Genomic DNA, 17,255 nt, shown 5'->3' with positions numbered 1-17,255 from the left:
CGCCCGGACGTTCTGGAGAATGTGAGGTGTGCGCGGTCACACTCCGGTCCTGCTGGAGATCAGGCGGCCGACAGACCTCCGCGGGTAGCGGGCGGAGAGGGCAGGGATCTAGCGCCGACGGCGGCCCAGCAGGAACCACCCGGCCGCAGCGGCCAGAAAGCCCACGCCCGCATAGGTCCACAGGTTCGGTCCCTGCGGCTGCGTCACCACGGTTCCCGGCATCCCGCCATTCACGATCACGTTCGGGCCGTTCACCGCATTGGCGATGCTGCTCACCGCCGTAAAAATGAGCGCGTATTTGAGGATGTCGGAGCCGATGCCGTGGCTGCGGTAGTAGCTCTGCGGGTAGGGAAAGTAGCGCCCGGGCGAGAGCTGGTAGGGATACTGGGCGCTTTTGGTCGCGCTGTAGGTGATGGCGCTGCGCGGGACCCCCGCCGGGAGATTCACGTTCTTCCAACTGTTCAGTTGCGAGGGCGTCACCCGTGCGGCGGCGGCCCGGTTCGCGGCGCTCGCCCCGCTGCTGGCGGTGCTGCGCTGCGTGGTGCTGGGCGTGCGGGTGGAGGGGGAGGGGGTGCGCGGCGCGGTGTAGGTGTTGCTGGGGGGAATGTACCGGGGCGTGGTCGTGCGGGGCGTATACCGGGGCGCGCTGTACCCCCCGGAACTGCGGCTGCCACCGAAGCCCCCACCGCTGCGGCGCGCGGCGTCCGCCACACCGGTCGCGAGCGCGAGGGTGGTGAGCATCAGGGCCAGAGAGCGTTTCATCCCCTCAGAGTACGGGGTGGCGGCCAGCGGGGTTCCCCCAGTTGCGGCGCGCATGAAGGCTGCCGTCAGGCCCGGCTAGACGGCCCGGCGGCGGTCCGCTCTCGCACGGCCTACACTCGGCCCATGTCGCTCAGCGCCGCGTTTTTTTATTGGCCCAGGTTCCTCCGGGCCTGACGCCAGCGCTGCCCCCCAGCTCCCGCGCCGCCCGGAGGAACCTTCCCCTCCGGGCCCTGTTCTTTTCCGAGAGGACGCCGTCCATGACCCAGCCCCCCACAACACAGCCCACCCTCCAGGCTGGCCGCACCGAGAACCTGAATGTCACCGGCTTCACGCCGCTGGTCACGCCCCGTGAACTGAAAACGGCGCTGCCCCTCACGGCCGCCGCCGAGCGCACCGTGCTCGCCGGGCGCCGGGCCGCGCAGGACATCCTGCACGGCCGCGACGACCGGCTGCTGGTGGTGGTCGGGCCGTGCAGCGTCCACGATTTCGGGCAGGCCGCCCAGTACGCCGAGCGGCTGGCGGCGCTGCGGGCGCGGGTCAGGGACCGGCTGGAAGTCCAGATGCGCGTCTACGTGGACAAGCCGCGCACGACCGTCGGCTGGCGCGGCCCCCTGATCGATCCCGATATGACCGGCGCGAACGACATGAACGGGGGCCTGCGCCGCACCCGCGAGCTGTTGATCCGCGTCTCGGAGTTGGGCCTGCCGGTCGCCACCGAACTGCTCGACCCCTTCGCGCCGCAGTACCTCTTCGACGCCGTGGCCTGGGCCTGTCTGGGCGCGCGCACCACCGAATCCCAGACCCACCGCGTGATGGCGAGCGCCGTCAGCGCCCCGATGGGCTTCAAGAACGGCACCGGCGGCGGCCTCAAGCTCGCGGTGGACGCCATCGTCGCCGCCAGCCATCCCCACGCCTTTTTCACGGTGGACGACGACGGGCGGGCCTGCATCGTCCACACGCGCGGCAACCCGGACGGCCACGTGATCCTGCGGGGCGGGCGGGGCGGTCCCAACTACGCGCCGCAGTTCGTGCAGGAAGCCGGGGAGCTGATGCGCGCCGCCGGACTCTCTCCCGCCGTCATGGTGGACTGCTCGCACGCCAACAGCGGCTCGGACCACCGGCGGCAGGCGCTCGTCTGGCGCGACGTGCTGGGACAGCGCCTCGCCGGGCAGGCGGCCATCAAGGGCCTGATGGTGGAGTCCAACCTGCGCCCCGGCAAGCAGACCATCCCCGGCGACCTCTCGGCTCTGCTCCCCGGCGTGAGTGTCACCGACGCCTGCGTGGGCTGGGACGAGACGGAGGCGCTGCTGCTGGAGGCGCACGCGGCGCTGGGGGGGTAGGCGCTCAGCCCGGCCGCTCCCGCGCCACCCGGCAGGCCGCCAGGTCCCACGCGGCGCAGCCGACCGTCTTGAACAGCAGCGGTTTCTCGCCTGACGGCGGCGTGGTCAGGGCGTCCGCGAGGGAATGCACCCCGGCCCAGTCCACGCCTGCCTGGAGCAGATCGCCCGCCTCGTGCCGCGCACCTGCCGGGTCATCCACGTACACGCGGCTCGCCCGCACGGTATCCGGGGCGATCTCGGCGGCGTCCGGCGTGAAGGCCCCCACCGCGACGACCAGCCTCCCGGGCCGGGCGGGCCGCGTGTAGACGGGCACTTTGCTGGTGGTGGCCGTGATGACCACCTCGGCGCGGCCGGGAAGCTCGGAAACGGGGGAGAGTGGACCGCCGAGGCGCTCGCAGAACGCCTGCGCGCTTTCCAGCCGGGAGCCTTTGACCCACAGCCGCGCTTCCGGAAAGACGGCGGCGATGGCCTGCGCGTGCGCTTCCGCCTGTTTGCCGGTGCCGATCAGTCCCACTTCCCGCGGCGTGCCGAGCAGGGCCTGAATCCCCAGCAGGCTCACCGCCGCCGTACGCCGCGCGGTGACGGTGGGGCCGTCCAGCATGAAGAGGGGGACGCCCGTCGCGGCATCGTAGGCGGTCACCTGGCCCAGGATCGTGGGCAGGCCGCGCTCCCGGTTCGCCGGACAGACGTTCACGAGCTTGTGGGAGGCGAGGTCCGGCGCGGCGGCGGGCATCGACAGCATCACGCCGCCGCTGCCCAGCGGCAGGGCCAGCCGGTCCGGGCTGCGGATCTCGCCGCGTGCGTATTCCAGGCAGGCCGTCCGCAGGGCCTCCACCAGCAGCGGGTAGGGCAGCAGACGGGCGGTCTGCGCGGCGTCGGGCAGGGGCAGGGGCACGCGGCCACGATACGCCGCGAACCTGCGCCTCCCTGAACTTTCTCCTTCCCACGGTTCTCCCGCTGCCCTTGCTTCAGACTGCGCCCATGCGGCTGGTGATGGGCGTGGCGGGCAGCGGAAAAAGCAGCGTACGCCGGGACGTGGTGACGCTCGCGGTAACGGCGGCCAATCCACCTGCCGACCTCGCCCGCCGTGCGCCGGACGCGCTGGGAGTGGCCTATGCCTGAGCCGCCCGCCTACGGCCTGGTTTGCCTCACGGTCGGCCCGGAGGTGCGCTTTCGCACGGTCACCCTCTCCCGCTACCGGGCGCTGCCGCCTGCCCAGCGGGAGGCGAAACTGAGCGAGCTGTACGCCGACAACATCGCGCGGGTCAGGGGCGCCGCCGCCTTCTGCGCCGCACGCGGTATCCGGCTGTACCGCCTGAGTTCCAGCCTCTTTCCGATGTTCGACCTCGCCGGGGACGATACCGGCCGGGCCGTGCTGGACCAGCTCGCGCCGCAGATGCGGGCCGCCGGACAGGCCTTCCGTGACGCCGGGATTCGCGTGCTGATGCACCCCGAGCAGTTCATCGTGCTCAACAGTGATCGCCCCGAGGTGCGTGCCGCGAGTCTCCGCACGCTGGGTGCCCACGCCGAGACGCTCGACCGCTTCGGCTTTGCGCGCAGTCCCTGGAACCTGCTCCTCCTGCACGGCGGCAAGGGCGGACGCGGGGCCGAACTTGCCGCCCTGATTCCCGACCTGCCCGACGCGGTTCGCCTGCGCCTGGGGCTGGAAAACGACGAGCGGGCCTATGGCCCGGCCGACCTCCTCCCCGTTTGCGAGGCGGCGGGCGTGCCCTTCGTGTTCGACGCGCACCACCACGTCGTCCGCGAGAAGTTGCCGGATCAGGAAGACCCCAGCGTGAGGGCATGGGTCCTGGCCGCCCGCGCGACCTGGCACCCCCCGGAGTGGCAGGTCGTCCACCTCTCCAACGGCCTGGAAGGCCCGCAGGACCGCCGCCACAGCTCCCTGATCGCGCACCTTCCCAGCGCCTACCGAGACGTTCCCTGGATCGAGGTGGAAGCCAAGGGGAAGGAGGAGGCGGTGGCGGCGTTGATGGGGGAGCGGCCGGGTTGATCCCGGCGGGAAGGTGGGGCGCTGTAGGCTGGCGGGGATGACGAGCCGGGTAACCATCCTGATGATCTCGGGCAGTTTGCGGGCCGGGTCAACGAATACCGCGCTGCTGAACACGGCGACAGCCGTGGCCCCGGGGGGGGTGGACGCGGTGCTCTACACGGAACTCGGCCGCCTGCCGCATTTCAACCCGGACGACGATCACGAACCTCTCCATCCTGCCGTCAGGGCCTTGCGGGACGCCCTGGGGAGGGCCGATGCCCTTCTGTTCTCGACGCCGGAGTATGCCGGAGCACTCCCGGGAGCGTTCAAAAACCTGCTGGACTGGACCGTGGGCGGGGGCGAAACCTACGGGATGCCCGCCGCCTGGATCAACGCTTCAGGACTCCATTCGCCTACGGGTGCCGCCGGTGCCCATCATTCCCTACGTCAAGTCCTCGGCTATACGGGCGTGGACATCATCGAAGCCGCGTGCGTTCGGATTCCCGTGTCGCGTCAGAGCGTCGGCCCGGACGGCCTGATCGTCGATTCGACACTTCGTGAACAGGTGGCGGGTGTGCTGGAGGTTATGGCCGCGTACGTGCGGCAGGCTCTCCGTAACGAGAAATGATTCGGGTGCCGGTTCCGAAAAAACGGGAAACCTGCGCCTGCCCCCGCGCCCGACGCGCTACCCTGCTGCTGTGAACGTCGTCGTGTTCGACCTGGAAACCACCGGCCTGTCGCCCGAGCGGGACGCCATCGTGGAAATCGGCGCGCTGCGTGTCCGGGACGGGCGGGTGGTCGAGGCCGAACGCTTCGAAACGCTGGTGCGGCCCCTCAGCGCCGCAGGCGAACCGCTGCGGATTCCCTGGTACGCCCAGCGCGTCCACGGCATCAGTGACGAGATGGTCCGCAACGCGCCCGGGCTGGCACAGGTGCTCCCCGAGTTTCTGGACTTCGTGGGCGGCTCGGCGGTGGTGGCGCACAACGTCGGCTTCGACGGCGGATTCATGCGCGCTGCGGCCCGGCGGCACGGCCTGGTCTGGTCGCCGCCCGCCGAATACTGCACGGTGCAGCTCTCCCGCCGCGCCTTTCCCCACGAGCGGTCGCACAACCTCGACGTGCTGGCCCAGCGCCTCGACCTCACCTTCGCGCCGGGTGGACGGCACCGCTCGCTGGGCGACGTGCAGGTGACGGCGGAAGCGTTCGTGCGGCTGATGGAGCGGTTGCAGGTGCGGGGCTGACGTGCCCCCTCACTTCCGCGCGTTCTGCCCCTTCGGCACCAGCACAATCGCGTTGGGCACCGGGCGGCTCCAGACGGTGTTGAGGTACCCGCCCAGGTTGGCGTACCCGCCCGTGACGTAGGCGGTGGCGCTGCTCCCGCTGTCCAGCCGCACCGCGTCGCGGACTCCGGCGGCGGCGAGGGCGGCGGCGAAGGCCTCGGGCGTGCCGTTTTCCAGGTAGGCGATGGTGGGTTGGCCCCCCAGCACGCCGAAGGCGACCTGCCGGGTGGGCCGCCAGATGTTGGCGGACGTGTCGAACACCTCGCGGCCCGGGTTGAGGGCGACCCGCCCCCCCTGCACCAGCAGCGGCCCGGCGCTCAGGGCGTCGAGGGCCGTTTCCCAGGGCGCGTCCTGCGCCTGCCAGTTCAGGCTGGCGGTCAGGGGTTGCCCGGCGGTGCGCGGCAGGGCCGGAAAACGGGCCGGGTCGAAGGTCACGGCCAGCGTTCCGGCAGGCGGCACATTGCGCCCACTGCTGACGCGGGCGATGGTCGAGCCGCCCGGCGCGAGATACAGTGTGGTCAGCCCCTCGGTCCCCACCGCGCTGCGGCCGTCCCCCACGAAGGCGGTCAGCAACTCCGGGCGCACCTTCGTCCCCACCGTATTGACCGTTACGCTGCCGAAGGGACCCTGGAGCACGTAGCGGGGCCGGGGATAGCCGAACAGGGGATCGCCCTGCGCGGTAAAGCCGATGGTGGCGCGTTTTTCCAGGCTGGGGGCCGTCATCAGCCCGCCGACCGCCACCAGGTCCACCGGCAGGCTGCTGGCCGGATCGAAGTACCCGCCGTTCACGCCCGCCACACCGCCCACGCTCTGCACCAGGCTCGCCACGTCGCGCGCCGCGCCGAGCGGAGCCGTCACCACGCGCGGCTGGAAGCGGGCCGGATCGAAGCTCAGCAGGTGAAGGTTGCCCCGCACCCGGTAGGTCACGCCGTCCGGCAGCGCGTCGGGGTCGATGGGCGGCGGCACGGTCCGGTCGAGCTGCGTGGTCGTGTCGATCACCACCCGGTAGGGGTCTTCCAGCGTAAAGATCTCACTGGTGCCGCCGCCCGTCCTGAGGCGCACCGTCGTCTGCGCGGTGGGCTGGGCGGCGTTGCCCTGTACCCCCGGCTCGATGCTCAGCGTGTCGCCGCTCGCGAGCGTCTGGGCCGAAGGGGTGGCGCTCACCCCCGGCAGCACCACGCTCAGGCCCGCGCTCTCGCGCACGACCTGATGCGGGGCCTGGCCGCTGAGTTCCAGCACCACGCGCTGCACCTCCACCGTCCGGTGCAGTGTGCGGCTGACCCGGACGGTGTCCAGATGTGCCGTCACGACCGGAGGCACAGGCGGAGAGGGCGGCGTGGGCGGTGTCGGCGCGGGAGCCGGGGGAGGGGGTGTCGGCGCGGGCTGGGGCGGGGCCGGAAGGGCCGCCGTGTCTCCCACATCCGGTGAGGGCGGCAGCGTGGCCGCCGGGACCGCCCCGGGGGCGGCAAAGTCCAGCAGGTCGGGCGCGTCCACGATCACCCGCACGCCCAGCGCCCGCACGGCCGTGAGCGGCACGTACAGGCTGCCGCCCGTCAGTTCCGGAACGCCGAGTTTCTGGCCGGGCGCCAGAGTGAAGCCCACCGCGCGCCAGCCCCGCCCCGGCGTGAAGCGCAGTTCGCGCGCGCCGTACAGCAGCCGCACGTCCTGCGGGTCATTTCGCACCGCCACGCCCAGCCGGGGGAGCGTCCAGACGGCCAGCGCTTCACCTCCCGCCAGCACCTTCGACTCCACCGCCGCCGCCTGCACCACGCCGCCGATTGCCACCGGACGCGCGCCCGCCCCCGCGAGCAGCGCCAGCACTGCCGTCCACACCAGCCGTCCGGGTTTCACGGGCGGGAGTTTACCCTGCCCGCGCCGTGCGGCGGGTGAGGGCCGCCCGGGGACCCCCGTTGTCAGATTGCCGTTTGAAGGCCGCTCCTATACTTCCAGAGACATGATTGAACCTTCCCTCGCCCTGTATGGCGACGCCTTTGACCGGGTGGACCGCCACCTGGAGGACCTGCTCGGCGCGACCGGCGTGCGCTACTGCCTGCTGGTGGACCGCAAGGGCTTCGTGCTGTCCCACAAAGAAGCCCTCTGGGCGCCGCGTCCGCCCGCGCTCGACAGCGTCGCCACGCTGGTCGCCAGCAACGCCGCCGCGACCGCCGCGCTGGCCAATATGCTGGGCGAGCGCACCTTCAGCGAGCAGATTCACCAGGGCGAGCAGGGCACCCTGTACGTGGAGTCGGTGGGCGACTCGGCGCTCCTCACCCTGATTTTCGACGTTTCGGTGCCGCTGGGGCGCGTGAAGGTCCATACCAAGAAGACCATCGCGCAGGTTGCCGCAATCCTGGGGGAACTTCAGGACGCGCCGCCCGTGCAGTTCAGCGAGGACTTCTCGAAGGGTGCCAGCGCCCTGCTGGACGACCTGCTCGGTTAACAGTCAAAAGGACGGAGGGAATCCATGAGCACCATCAACTTCGCGGCGCGCGAAATTAACTGCAAGATCGTCTACTACGGCCCCGGCATGTCCGGCAAGACCACCAACCTCAAGCATGTGTTCAGCAAGGTGCCCGGCCACCTGCGCGGCGAGATGGTATCCCTCGCCACCGAGGACGAGCGCACCCTGTTCTTCGACTTCCTGCCGCTCGACCTCGGCAGCGTGCAGGGCTTCAAGACCCGCTTTCACCTCTACACCGTGCCCGGCCAGGTCTTCTACAACGCCAGCCGCAAGCTGATCCTGCGCGGCGTGGACGGCATCGTCTTCGTGGCCGACTCCGCGCCCAACCGCCTGCGCGCCAACGCCGAGAGCATGCGCAACCTGCGCGAGAACCTGGCCGAACACGGCATCGACGTGCGTGACGTGCCCATCGTCCTGCAAGTCAACAAGCGCGACATCGAAGGCGCCCTCCCCGTCGAGATGATCCGCGCCGTGATCGACCCCAAAAAGGAGCTGACCCTGTTTGAGGCGACCGCCCACAACGGCGGCGGCGTGTTCGAGACGCTGAAGAGCGTCAGCAAGCTGGTGCTGGACCGCCTGTCGCAGAACAAGTAGGCGTGAGGGATTAAGTTTTAGGGGAGAGCGTGGGTGGGAATCTCAGTAACGGGCTTCCCACCCACGCTTTTCTTCTGTTTCCTAACGCCTAACCCCTCCTACACGTCCCGCCGCTCGAAAGCGTACACCGCCAGAAACCCGAACCCCGCCGTGTAGATCAGCAGCAGGACGAGGGGCTGGAGGACGTTTCCCTGCCGCGCGTACAGGTCGAGGTGACTGGTCAGCAGCAGGCGCTGCACGCTTTCCGGAAACACGACCAGCAGCCGCAGGACGTTCAGGGTGGCGAGCGTGGCGAGGGCGGCGGCGGCGGTATTCAGGTACAGCACGCCGAACAGCAGCGACAGGGCCGCGACCGGCATCAGCATCACGGCGGCCAGAAGGCTGCCGCGCAACACCTGGAGGAAGGCTTCCCCGCCGCTGAGGGAACCGACCCCCACGAAAAAGCCCGGTCCCAGGCCGGTGCCGCCCGTGAAGCTCCCCAGGCCCAGGCCCAGCCCGGCCAGCAGCGATCCGGCGACCAGCACGGCGATCAGCAGGGCCGGGTACAGCAGGGCCACGATCAGCTTGCTGGCGATCACGCGGGTGCGGTCCACCGGACGCAGCAGCAGCGGCGCCAGGGTCCCCTGGCTGACTTCCGCGCCGATCATCTCCGCGCAGGTGACGGCGAGAAAGAGCGGCAGCAGGAACTGCACCAGCACACCCAGGCTGACGGCGGGCAGTTGCCAGCCGCTGACGAGTGAGATTTGCAGCAGGGCGCTCAGGCGCGGCGCGATCAGCCACAGCAGCGGCAGCAGCAGGCACACCAGCAGCGCGAGGCGGGCGCTCCGCATCCCCAGCAGCTTGCGAAACTCCAGCAGGACCAGGGTCAACATGCGGCCACCCCGTAACGACAAGGAAGGAGGAGGAGGTTCATCAGGCTTGCTCCACGCGGGCGCGGTAGTACTCGTACAGGTCGAAGTGATCGGGGCTGGCCTCGTAGACGCGGAAGCCCCCGGCGCTGAGCCGGGCCAGCGCGTCGGGCACCTGGGCCTCGCCGCCCAGGTGGGCGACGGCGTAGGGCGTGCGGGTGCTGACCCGGTTCACGAAGGGCAGGCGGTCCAGCAGCCCCGCCGCACCGACCGGGTCGTCCACCCGGAAGCGGTACGCGGCCTGCCGGGCGCGCAGGTCCACCGTGTCCACCAGCCGCCCGCCCGTCAGGATGCCGACCGTGTGCGCGTAGGTGGCGATCTCGCGCAGGTGGTGCGTACTCAGCACGACGGCGCAACCGCCCGCCGCCAGATCGGTCACGATCCGGTGGATCAGGCCGATGCCCAGGGCGTCGAGGCCGCTCGTCGGCTCGTCCAGAATCAGCACCCGGGGGTCGGCCAGGATCGCGCTCGCCACCCCAAGCCGTTGCCGCTGCCCCAGCGAATACTCGGCCACCTTGCGGTCGGCCATGCGGGTGAGTTCCAGCAGCGCCAGCACCTCGCGGATGCGGTCACGGCCCACCCGCCGCCCCCCCGGCGCCATCGCCGCCAGGTTCGCGTGCAGGGCGAGGTTCTGCGTCCCCGTGAACTGCGGATAGAACCGCGCCGGGGCCTCCACCACCGCCCCCAGGTGTGCCCGGGCACGCGCCCCGTGGTGATGCACGTCCTGACCCAGCAGCCGCACCTCCCCGCTGGTGGGAAAGGCGAGGCCGGTCACGGTGCGGATCAGCGTGGTCTTGCCCGCCCCGTTGGGACCGGTCAGGGCGTACACCTCGCCGGGCTGGACGGTCAGGTCGATGTCGTGGAGGACAGGATGCGGCCCGTACTTCTTGTGCAGGCCGCGCACCTCGATGGCGGGGGCCGCAGGGGCGGCGGGTGTGGTCACGTGAGCAGGCTAAGATGAGCCGCCGTACCGGATTCTTACAGAAGCGGGGGAGGCGCGGCACGGGTGCCCTCCTCCCCCGGTTGACTTTTGCGCTCCTTACGCCCGTCCTTGCGCCTCTTGCAATTCTCTCAGTTGGAACTCGTGACGGATCGGGTGCATGACGGCATGCTCCAGCATCGCGTCGATCCAGTAATGCATGCCGGGGGTGTAGACTTCCGGCTCCAGTTCGCTGTCCTGAACGTCGGTCAGGACAGTGCGCCAGCGTCCCAGCAGATACTCGCAGTAGGGGCCAGCCTGCGCCTCAATGTCCCCGGGACTGGGCGGCTCGGCAAGTTCAGGATCAGGCCGCCCGAGATGTTCGCACATTCGCGCCAGGTACTGACGGCCCGACTGGAAGACGTGCAGAAGCAGGTTTTCCAGTGACCGGTACTGGTCCTCGCCGGTCACGGGAAGCACCACACCGCCCTTTTTTGCCTGTCGCCAGACCTGCACGAAGTCACGCAGATGCCGCTCGTGCAGGAGGACCAGGGCGCGAATGGCACGGGACTGGTAATTCGTCAGTTCGCCGTTCATGTGTGGATTGTCCCCGCAGGAAGCGGACTGCACATCTGCCATTGGGCGCAGGGAGCCGCCGTCAGCCCCTCGGTACGCAAAGGAAGGAGAGGAGGGCACTCGCGCCGCTCCCCCCCCTGATTGATTCCCGCTCAGAACTTCCTGAACCGTGTGAGCTTGAAGGGCGTCTCGGGTGTGCCGCCCATCAGCTTGTCGAGCTGGCTCTGCGGCACGACGAGGTCGCCGCCGATCATGGCGAGCGTGGTGGGGTAGCGCAGGCCCATCAGGGGTTCCTCGCTGACCAGGGTGCCGCTGCCGTAGTCGGCGCTGAGGCTGACCTTGCTGACCACCTGATCCTTGTTGCGCCCCACGTACAGCGTGTGCCCGTCGAGCAGGATGCCGTCGCCGTTCTTCAGCCCGCCCATCACCTTCCGCACCGCCTTTGTCCGCAGGTCAATGCGCCACAGGTCGCCGGTGTTGAGCTGGATCGCCAGCAGGAAGCGTCCGTCCGGGGTCGCGGCGATGCCGTTCAGGTTGACGCCGAGGCCGTACTTGATCGGCGTCCCCGTCAGGTCCAGCCACGCCGTCAGGTTCATGTTGCGGTCCACCCGGAAGATGACCGGGCGGCGGCTGTCGGTCACGTACACGTTGCCGTCCGGGGCGACGGTCAGGTCGTTGAGGTACGGGGCCGGACTCATCGGCGTCTCCAGCACGTTCAGGATCATGCCGTCGGGCGACAGGACGCTGACGGTCCCCTGTGCGCCGCCCGCGACCCACAGGCGGCCCTGCGCGTCCACCTTCAGGCCCAGCGCGATGCGGCGCCCATACGCCCCGCCCTCGCTGAACTTGCTGACGGTGCCGCTTGCCGCGTTGATCGCGTAGATGGTGCCGTTGGCGGCGCTGCCGGTGTAGATCATGCCTTTCTTCGCGTCGTAGGCGATGCCCTCGGGGAAATCGGTCGGGCCGGGCAGCGGGTAGTTCCGCACGCTGAAGTTGTTGCGCGTGATGATGCCGCAGCGTTCACGCATCCCCGATTTGCCCGCCGGGTCGGTCTTGTAGTCGTCGGGCATTGCGTGGATCACCAGCGCGCGGTTCAGGACGCCGTTCATGCCGGTCAGGCTGATCTTGTTCGTCGTGAAGGTCATGCGGGCCATGCCGTCCGCGCCGACCATCAGCATGGGGAGGTCGCCGCCGTGGCCGTACTTGTCGGGCGCCACCGGGTCGTCATGGTTGTGGCTCATGCCGGGGTCGAAGTGGCCTCCCGCCCCGCCGAAGGGCACGACCGTGTTGGTGGCCGGGTCCACGCCGGGGGTGCAGCGCCCGTACTCGTGGACGTGCATCCCGTGACCCCCGGGCGTCAGGCCGCTGACCTCCACCGTGACCTGCACGCCCAGGCCCATCTGCTGAAAGGTGGCGGTGCCGCGCACCTCGCCTGCCGCGTCACGGATCGCGGCGGTGGCCGCCAGGGGCGTGCTGGCCGGGGCCATCCCTGGCACCGGTTCCATGCCGCCCGCCGAGGCGCTGTTCCCGAACGCTCCCGCCAGGGCGAGCAGGCCGAGCATCTTGAGACGGTTCATCACTGGCCTCCCGTGTAGCGCACGCGGTAGATCACGCCGCTCTGGTCGTCGGTAAAGAGCAGGCTGCCGTCGGTGTAGACGGCCACGCCCGCCAGGCGCCCGAACTGCTTCCACTCGCCGTTTTCCTGGTACACGAAGCCGCTCACGAAGGGCGTGATCGCCACCGGCTTGTTCTGCGCGTCGAAGTCCACCCGGGCGATCTCGTACCCGCTCGGCTCGCTGCGGTTCCACGAGCCCCGGAAGGCCACGAAGGCGTCATTGCGGTATTCGGCGGGGAAGGAGGTGCCGGTGTAGAAGGTCATCTCGATGGCGGCGGCGTGCGCGGTGTAGTTCAGCACGCTGCCCAGCGTCCGGTTGCAGTAGTCCTGCTTGCTGACGAAGCCGGGGAGGTTGCCGGTGTTGACGTAGGGGTCGGGGTTCCGGTCGCCGTAGCAGAAGGGCCAGCCGTAGATTCCGCCGCGCTGGAGCACGTTCAGTTCCTCGGGCGGGATGTTGTCGCCGTGCCAGTCCGACCCCTGGTCCATCCCGTACATCACCCCCGTCACCGGGTGCCACCCGAAGCCGATGGTGTGGCGCAGGCCGTGCGCGTACACCTCGCGCCACTTACCGTCGGGGCTGAAGCGCAGGATGGTCGCCTCCTCGGGGTTCTCGGTGCGGCCGTCGTTGTTGGTGGAGCCGATGCTGGCGTACAGGAAGCCGTCCGGTCCCCACTTCACGCCGCGCGCCGAGTGCTGCCCCACGTCGGGCAGGTGGCTGGCGAACACGCGCGGCACCCCCAGCGTGCCGTCCCGGGCGATGTCCATGACCCAGATGTCGTGCTCACCGATGGTGTACAGTTTGCCGTCCTTCACGTCCATCCCGTGAATGAGGCTGAGGTTCGAGGCGACCTGGCGGCGCTCGCCCGCGTCGAACCGGCCGTCCTTGTTGACATCCTTGAGGTACCAGATGTCGTTCTGCTTGGTGCGCGAGAGGTACACCCCGCCGTCGGGCATCACGTACAGTGCCCGGGCATTGCCCATCTCCGTCGCCATCACGCTCACGGTGAAGCCCGCCGGAACCTTGATCCGCGCGAGCTTGTCCGGCGTGAAGCCCAGGGCCGTCGGCTCGTTGCGGGTCGCGGTGACGGTGGCGGGTGGCGTGGGGACGGGCAGGGGGTGCGGGGTGGGTGCACTCTGCTGGCCGGGATACGGCCCGGTGAGCGGGAAGGCGGTCTGGGCCAGCACGGCCCCCGCACTGGCAAGGGTCACCGTCAGGACGGCGAGCAGAGTCTTTCGCATCGGGGAGTTCCTCCAGTGGGCAGCATCACATGGGGACAAAATCCACAAACTTAGCTCCGCTCACCTTCTGAGACACTTCTCAGGTCTTTCTCAAGGATGGGCGAGGTGGCCCATCAGCCCTCTGCAACAAACAACGGGAGGTTACAGGAAGGGGCCGCACCCACCGCCACCGCCCGGCGGTGCAGTTCGCGCACGGCCCGCTCGCCCTCTGCACCCACATCCAGGCTGAAATCATTCACGTACAGGTCAATGTGGGCGCGCATCACCTCGTCGCTCATCTCCAGCGCGTGCTGGCGAATGTAGGCCATCGGCTCCTGCGGGTGCGCGTGGGCGTACTCCAGGCTGGCGCGGACGGCGGCGTTCAGGCCGCACTGGACCTCCAGCGGCAGGTCGCGGCGGACCAGGATCGCGCCCAGCGGGAGCGGCAGGCCCGTTTCCCTCTCCCACCAGGCGCCCAGGTCCAGCAGCTTCACCAGCCCGTGCTGCGGGTACGTGAAACGCGACTCGTGGATGATCAGCCCGGCGTCCACCTCTCCGCGCGCGACGGCGGGCATCACCTCGTCGTAGCGCAGCCGTGTCAGGCGTACGTCGGGGTAGGCGAGGCGCAGCAGCAGTTCGGCGGTGGTGAGCGCGCCCGGCGAGGCCACCCGGCGTCCGTTCAGGTCGCCCAGCTTCTCCCGCGCGACCACCAGCGGCCCCACCCCGCGCCCCAGCGCCCCGCCCGAGCGCAGGGCCACGTAGCGATCCATCACCTCGAAATAGGCGCGGTAGCTGATTTTGGTGATGGGGAGACGGCCCGCCACCGCCCAGTCGTTCAGCGTCTGCACGTCCTCCAGCACCTCGCGCACGGGGAGCGGCGCCGGGACGCGGCCCGCCTGGAGCGCGTAGAAGATGAAGGTGTCGTTCGGACAGAAGGAATAGCCCAGATCGAGGGCGGCCGTGTCGAGGGGGGAGGGGGCCGTGATCATGCGCCCAGGGTAGCCCGCGCTGCCCCGGCACATGGCCCCGGCGATCTCTCGCCGCCAGGAAGAAGCTCAGCCTTCCGAGTTCTCGGTCGTTTCGCTGGGAGAAACCGCCGTCGTCCCGTCCTGCCGCCTGCCCTCCTCGTCCTCGACGAGGGGGTCGAGGAGCGCCCCGAGGAAGGAACGGTGCTCCTCCTGCGCGGGAATGCGTGGCGGCTCCGCGTCGTCCGTCTCCTCCCGGAGTTCCTCCACCGACTTGATAGGCTTGACGGAATCCAACCTGTCGGGGTCACCCATGCCTTTGAGTGTACTCCCCTGCGGCATGTCTTCGGGCGCTTCCCGTGCCCCACGGAAGCGTAGATCGAGGGAGGCAGCCGTCATGAAACCATCAGGGTCAGGCCCTACGCTGACCCATGCTCCCCCTTTCCCGGCTGTTGCCTCCCACCCTGCTCGCCTTCGTGCTGACGGCCTGTGTTCCCGCGCAGCACCTGACCAGCGCAGCGAGGGAAACGGCGGTCCCGCTTGCCACCGGGTGCGTGTCCGGCTACACCCGCCCCGATTTCGCCGCACTGGAACGTGACCTCGCCGCCGCCCGGGCGAAGTGGAAGGCCGCGAACGTCCGCGACTACAGCTACGACTTTGCCCAGATCGCCGCGCCCGTCCTGCTGCCCACCACCCGCGTGACGGTGCGCGGCGGGACGGTCCAGGGTGTCCGCCTCGTCGCCGGGCAGACCGGTCAGCCGAGCGCCCAGGCCCGCGCGACCATCGAGGACCGTTTCGCCAGCATCGCGCAGGCCCTCGCCGCCCAGAAAGACCGGCCCTGCCCCGCCGCCCAGGCTGAGTACGACCCCCGCGACGGTCACCCCACCCGCTTCTACAGCGGCTCCCGGGAAGCCGACATCGCGGACGGCTGGGGCGAGTGGAAGATCACGAACTTCACCCGGCCCTGACGAAACCGGGCGGACGTGGCAAAAGCGTGAGCGCTCTTCCCCTGCTGGCGACTGGCCGCTGCCTCTACCGCACGTCCCTCAGCGCCGCCCGCGCCGCCTCGGCGTCCCGCCCAAGCTGGGCCTTCAGTTCGTCCAGCCCGCTGAACTTCTGCTCACCGCGCAGATGCGCGAAGAACTTCACGTCCAGCTCCTCCCCGTAGAGATCGCCGTCAAAGTCGAAGAGGTGGACCTCGAAGCGGCGCTCCGTGCCGTTCACGGTGGGACGAAAGCCGACGTTCGCCATGCCGTGCCAGCGCTGGACATTGTTCGGCCCCCGCTCGGTGAGGGCGACCACCGCGAACACACCCAGCGGGAGCGCCTTCCCCTCGGGGACACGGATATTGGCGGTGGGCCAGCCGATGGTCCGCCCCAGCCGGTCACCCTGCACCACCACGCCCTGCGCGTCGTAGTGGCGGCCCAGGAGCCGGGCAGCGCCCTCCACGTCGCCAGCCGCCAGGTACTCACGGATGCGGGTACTCTTGATGTCCTCGCCGCCGAGCTGGTGCATGGGGAGGGACACCACCTCACGCGTCACCTCGCGCAGATCGCCCAGCCCCCCCGCCCGGCCCTTGCCGAAGTGGAAGTCCTCACCGACCACGATGGCGCGGGGGTGCAGGGCGCGCAGGTCGTCCAGAAACGCTTCCTTGGGCCGGGAGGCAAACTCGGCCGTGAAGGGCACCGCCACCGTCTCGTCGATGCCGTAGCGGGCCAGCAGTTCGAGCTTCTCGGGCAGGGTGGACAGGAATTCCACCCCCTGCGTCAGCACACGCGTGGGGGGGTCGAAGGTGTACACGACGGTGGGGACACGGTGCTCGCGGCCCTTCGCCTTGAGTTGCGCGAGCAGGGCCTGATGCCCCAGATGCACGCCGTCGAAGGAGCCGATGGCGACCACCGTCTCCGTGTCGGGCCGCTGGGTGGGGGAGACGTAGGTTTTCATCACCCTTCCCGCGCGAGGGCCTGCATGCCGTACAGGGCTGCCGTCACCGTGCTGGCGCTGCCCACCAGCGTGCCGTCCCGCAACCCGTCCAGCACCTGTTGCGGCGGCAGCCAGACGACCTCGATGTCCTCGTCCGCGTCCTGGGGCAACTTGCTCTCGCGCAGGTTGGTGGCCCGGTACACGTACAGCTCCTCGTCACAGAAGCCGGGGCTGGAGTAGAAGCGGGTCAGCAGCGTCATGTCGCCGTCCTGGCCCACCTCCTCCTGAAGCTCGCGCCGCGCGGCGGCCTCGGGCGTCTCGCCCTCGTCGATCAGGCCCGCCGGGGCTTCCAGCGTCGTGGTCCCGATGGCCGGGCGCCGCTGCCGGACCAGCAGCATCTCGCCCTGGTCATTCAGCGCCAGGATCGCCACCGCGTCCGCGTGCCGCACGATTTCCCATTTGCCATCCTGCACCTCCAGCCGCACCATGCGCCCGTCGTAGATGACCCGGGTATCCGTGTTGCCCTTGCCTTCGTCGCTCATGGGGGCACTGTAAAGCAGAGGGGGCAGAAGGGAGCAGAGGCCCGTTGCCGGATATCCGCCGTTCGGCGTATCGCGCCTGCGGCCACGCGGGGGTAGGGTGAGGGTGATGCGAGGAACCGGGGCCATGACGAAGCTGCGCTGAGCCTGTCCGTCCGTGACGCG

General features: G+C 69.8%; 20 protein-coding genes. 8 read left to right on the top strand and 12 right to left on the bottom strand.

The features are described from left to right. Positions 1 to 108 precede the first annotated feature (108 nt). Positions 109 to 762: a hypothetical protein gene (locus E5F05_RS17590; RefSeq protein WP_129119945.1), complete on the bottom strand. Its 654-nt coding sequence runs from the start codon at positions 760 to 762 to the stop codon at positions 109 to 111. 257 nt (positions 763 to 1,019) lie between these two features. On the opposite strand from E5F05_RS17590, the gene E5F05_RS17585 reads away from it, so the two are divergent. Further along, complete coding sequence (locus E5F05_RS17585) at positions 1,020 to 2,102, top strand: 3-deoxy-7-phosphoheptulonate synthase (protein WP_129119944.1); 1,083 nt, start codon at positions 1,020 to 1,022, stop codon at positions 2,100 to 2,102. A gap of 4 nt (positions 2,103 to 2,106) precedes the next feature. On the opposite strand, the gene lhpI is transcribed toward E5F05_RS17585, so the two are convergent. Next, positions 2,107 to 2,997, bottom strand: coding sequence for a bifunctional Delta(1)-pyrroline-2-carboxylate/Delta(1)-piperideine-2-carboxylate reductase (gene lhpI, locus E5F05_RS17580; RefSeq protein WP_129119943.1), 891 nt, complete (start codon positions 2,995 to 2,997; stop codon positions 2,107 to 2,109). Between the two features lie 86 nt (positions 2,998 to 3,083). Between lhpI and E5F05_RS21400 the strand changes: the two genes are divergently transcribed. The 4 genes from E5F05_RS21400 (at position 3,084) to E5F05_RS17565 (ending at position 5,333) form a co-directional block, all read left to right on the top strand. Beyond that, a complete protein-coding gene (locus E5F05_RS21400) occupies positions 3,084 to 3,224 on the top strand; it encodes a hypothetical protein (RefSeq protein WP_164973544.1) in 141 nt (46 codons plus the stop codon). Beyond that, entirely contained in the window at positions 3,217 to 4,113 is an 897-nt protein-coding gene (gene uvsE, locus E5F05_RS17575; protein WP_129119942.1) for a UV DNA damage repair endonuclease UvsE, read from the top strand. Before E5F05_RS21400 ends, uvsE begins: the two co-directional genes overlap by 8 nt. Positions 4,114 to 4,150: 37 nt before the next feature. After that, a complete protein-coding gene (locus tag E5F05_RS17570; protein ID WP_129119941.1) occupies positions 4,151 to 4,720 on the top strand; it encodes an NADPH-dependent FMN reductase in 570 nt (189 codons plus the stop codon). 70 nt (positions 4,721 to 4,790) lie between these two features. Further along, positions 4,791 to 5,333, top strand: a complete 543-nt coding sequence (locus tag E5F05_RS17565) for a 3'-5' exonuclease (RefSeq protein ID WP_129119940.1) — start codon at positions 4,791 to 4,793, stop codon at positions 5,331 to 5,333. A gap of 9 nt (positions 5,334 to 5,342) precedes the next feature. Here E5F05_RS17565 and E5F05_RS17560 read toward each other — a convergent pair whose 3' ends face one another. After that, entirely contained in the window at positions 5,343 to 7,223 is a 1,881-nt protein-coding gene (locus E5F05_RS17560; protein WP_241687220.1) for a phosphodiester glycosidase family protein, read from the bottom strand. Positions 7,224 to 7,326: 103 nt separating this feature from the next. Here E5F05_RS17560 and mglB point away from each other — a divergent pair, with 103 nt between their 5' ends. Both mglB and mglA read left to right on the top strand, forming a co-directional pair. Next, positions 7,327 to 7,812, top strand: a complete 486-nt coding sequence (gene mglB / locus E5F05_RS17555; RefSeq protein ID WP_129119939.1) for a GTPase-activating protein MglB — start codon at positions 7,327 to 7,329, stop codon at positions 7,810 to 7,812. A 24-nt stretch (positions 7,813 to 7,836) separates the two neighbouring features. Then, positions 7,837 to 8,427, top strand: a complete 591-nt coding sequence (mglA, locus tag E5F05_RS17550; protein ID WP_129119938.1) for a GTPase MglA — start codon at positions 7,837 to 7,839, stop codon at positions 8,425 to 8,427. 98 nt (positions 8,428 to 8,525) lie between these two features. On the opposite strand, the gene E5F05_RS17545 is transcribed toward mglA, so the two are convergent. The 7 genes from E5F05_RS17545 to E5F05_RS17515 all read right to left on the bottom strand — a co-directional run bounded on the left by E5F05_RS17545 (position 8,526) and on the right by E5F05_RS17515 (position 14,943). Further along, the gene (locus E5F05_RS17545; protein WP_129119937.1) at positions 8,526 to 9,299 is read right to left on the bottom strand and encodes an ABC transporter permease; all 774 of its coding nucleotides are present in this window, start codon (positions 9,297 to 9,299) and stop codon (positions 8,526 to 8,528) included. Positions 9,300 to 9,339: 40 nt separating this feature from the next. Then, positions 9,340 to 10,278, bottom strand: a complete 939-nt coding sequence (locus E5F05_RS17540; protein WP_129119936.1) for an ABC transporter ATP-binding protein — start codon at positions 10,276 to 10,278, stop codon at positions 9,340 to 9,342. Between the two features lie 96 nt (positions 10,279 to 10,374). After that, positions 10,375 to 10,851 (bottom strand): hypothetical protein, encoded by a 477-nt coding sequence (locus E5F05_RS17535; RefSeq protein ID WP_129119935.1) that lies wholly within the window; start codon positions 10,849 to 10,851, stop codon positions 10,375 to 10,377. Positions 10,852 to 10,982: 131 nt separating this feature from the next. Next, the gene (locus E5F05_RS17530; protein ID WP_129119934.1) at positions 10,983 to 12,407 is read right to left on the bottom strand and encodes a superoxide dismutase family protein; all 1,425 of its coding nucleotides are present in this window, start codon (positions 12,405 to 12,407) and stop codon (positions 10,983 to 10,985) included. Continuing rightward, complete coding sequence (locus tag E5F05_RS17525; RefSeq protein WP_129119933.1) at positions 12,407 to 13,684, bottom strand: PQQ-dependent sugar dehydrogenase; 1,278 nt, start codon at positions 13,682 to 13,684, stop codon at positions 12,407 to 12,409. The genes E5F05_RS17530 and E5F05_RS17525 overlap by 1 nt, the downstream gene beginning before the upstream one ends. Before the next feature lie 113 nt (positions 13,685 to 13,797). Continuing rightward, complete coding sequence (locus tag E5F05_RS17520; protein ID WP_164973543.1) at positions 13,798 to 14,652, bottom strand: menaquinone biosynthesis family protein; 855 nt, start codon at positions 14,650 to 14,652, stop codon at positions 13,798 to 13,800. Positions 14,653 to 14,718: 66 nt separating this feature from the next. Beyond that, positions 14,719 to 14,943 carry a hypothetical protein gene (locus E5F05_RS17515; RefSeq protein ID WP_129119932.1) on the bottom strand — a complete coding sequence of 75 codons (225 nt, stop codon included), beginning with the start codon at positions 14,941 to 14,943 and terminating at the stop codon, positions 14,719 to 14,721. A gap of 116 nt (positions 14,944 to 15,059) precedes the next feature. Between E5F05_RS17515 and E5F05_RS17510 the strand changes: the two genes are divergently transcribed. Continuing rightward, positions 15,060 to 15,596, top strand: a complete 537-nt coding sequence (locus E5F05_RS17510; protein ID WP_129119931.1) for a DUF6174 domain-containing protein — start codon at positions 15,060 to 15,062, stop codon at positions 15,594 to 15,596. Between the two features lie 64 nt (positions 15,597 to 15,660). Here the strand turns inward: E5F05_RS17510 and E5F05_RS17505 are convergent, their stop codons facing one another. Both E5F05_RS17505 and E5F05_RS17500 read right to left on the bottom strand, forming a co-directional pair. Beyond that, positions 15,661 to 16,572: a bifunctional riboflavin kinase/FAD synthetase gene (locus E5F05_RS17505; protein ID WP_129119930.1), complete on the bottom strand. Its 912-nt coding sequence runs from the start codon at positions 16,570 to 16,572 to the stop codon at positions 15,661 to 15,663. Next, positions 16,572 to 17,093 (bottom strand): NUDIX domain-containing protein, encoded by a 522-nt coding sequence (locus E5F05_RS17500; protein ID WP_129119929.1) that lies wholly within the window; start codon positions 17,091 to 17,093, stop codon positions 16,572 to 16,574. Before E5F05_RS17500 ends, E5F05_RS17505 begins: the two co-directional genes overlap by 1 nt. Positions 17,094 to 17,255 lie beyond the last annotated feature (162 nt).

This window comes from Deinococcus metallilatus (genome assembly GCF_004758605.1).
GTDB lineage: Bacteria > Deinococcota > Deinococci > Deinococcales > Deinococcaceae > Deinococcus > Deinococcus metallilatus.
This window is presented reverse-complemented; position numbering and strand designations above follow the sequence as displayed.

Coding starts and splice junctions, on each gene's coding strand:
- E5F05_RS17510 (WP_129119931.1), top strand. CDS start 15,060: ATGCTCCCCCTTTCCCGGCTGTTGCCTCCCACCCTGCTCGCCTTCGTG.
- E5F05_RS17545 (WP_129119937.1), bottom strand. CDS start 9,299: ATGTTGACCCTGGTCCTGCTGGAGTTTCGCAAGCTGCTGGGGATGCGG.
- E5F05_RS17505 (WP_129119930.1), bottom strand. CDS start 16,572: ATGAAAACCTACGTCTCCCCCACCCAGCGGCCCGACACGGAGACGGTG.
- E5F05_RS17515 (WP_129119932.1), bottom strand. CDS start 14,943: ATGGGTGACCCCGACAGGTTGGATTCCGTCAAGCCTATCAAGTCGGTG.
- E5F05_RS17525 (WP_129119933.1), bottom strand. CDS start 13,684: ATGCGAAAGACTCTGCTCGCCGTCCTGACGGTGACCCTTGCCAGTGCG.
- uvsE (WP_129119942.1), top strand. CDS start 3,217: ATGCCTGAGCCGCCCGCCTACGGCCTGGTTTGCCTCACGGTCGGCCCG.
- E5F05_RS21400 (WP_164973544.1), top strand. CDS start 3,084: ATGCGGCTGGTGATGGGCGTGGCGGGCAGCGGAAAAAGCAGCGTACGC.
- E5F05_RS17570 (WP_129119941.1), top strand. CDS start 4,151: ATGACGAGCCGGGTAACCATCCTGATGATCTCGGGCAGTTTGCGGGCC.
- E5F05_RS17535 (WP_129119935.1), bottom strand. CDS start 10,851: ATGAACGGCGAACTGACGAATTACCAGTCCCGTGCCATTCGCGCCCTG.
- E5F05_RS17520 (WP_164973543.1), bottom strand. CDS start 14,652: ATGATCACGGCCCCCTCCCCCCTCGACACGGCCGCCCTCGATCTGGGC.
- mglB (WP_129119939.1), top strand. CDS start 7,327: ATGATTGAACCTTCCCTCGCCCTGTATGGCGACGCCTTTGACCGGGTG.
- E5F05_RS17500 (WP_129119929.1), bottom strand. CDS start 17,093: ATGAGCGACGAAGGCAAGGGCAACACGGATACCCGGGTCATCTACGAC.
- E5F05_RS17590 (WP_129119945.1), bottom strand. CDS start 762: ATGAAACGCTCTCTGGCCCTGATGCTCACCACCCTCGCGCTCGCGACC.
- E5F05_RS17530 (WP_129119934.1), bottom strand. CDS start 12,407: ATGAACCGTCTCAAGATGCTCGGCCTGCTCGCCCTGGCGGGAGCGTTC.
- E5F05_RS17585 (WP_129119944.1), top strand. CDS start 1,020: ATGACCCAGCCCCCCACAACACAGCCCACCCTCCAGGCTGGCCGCACC.
- mglA (WP_129119938.1), top strand. CDS start 7,837: ATGAGCACCATCAACTTCGCGGCGCGCGAAATTAACTGCAAGATCGTC.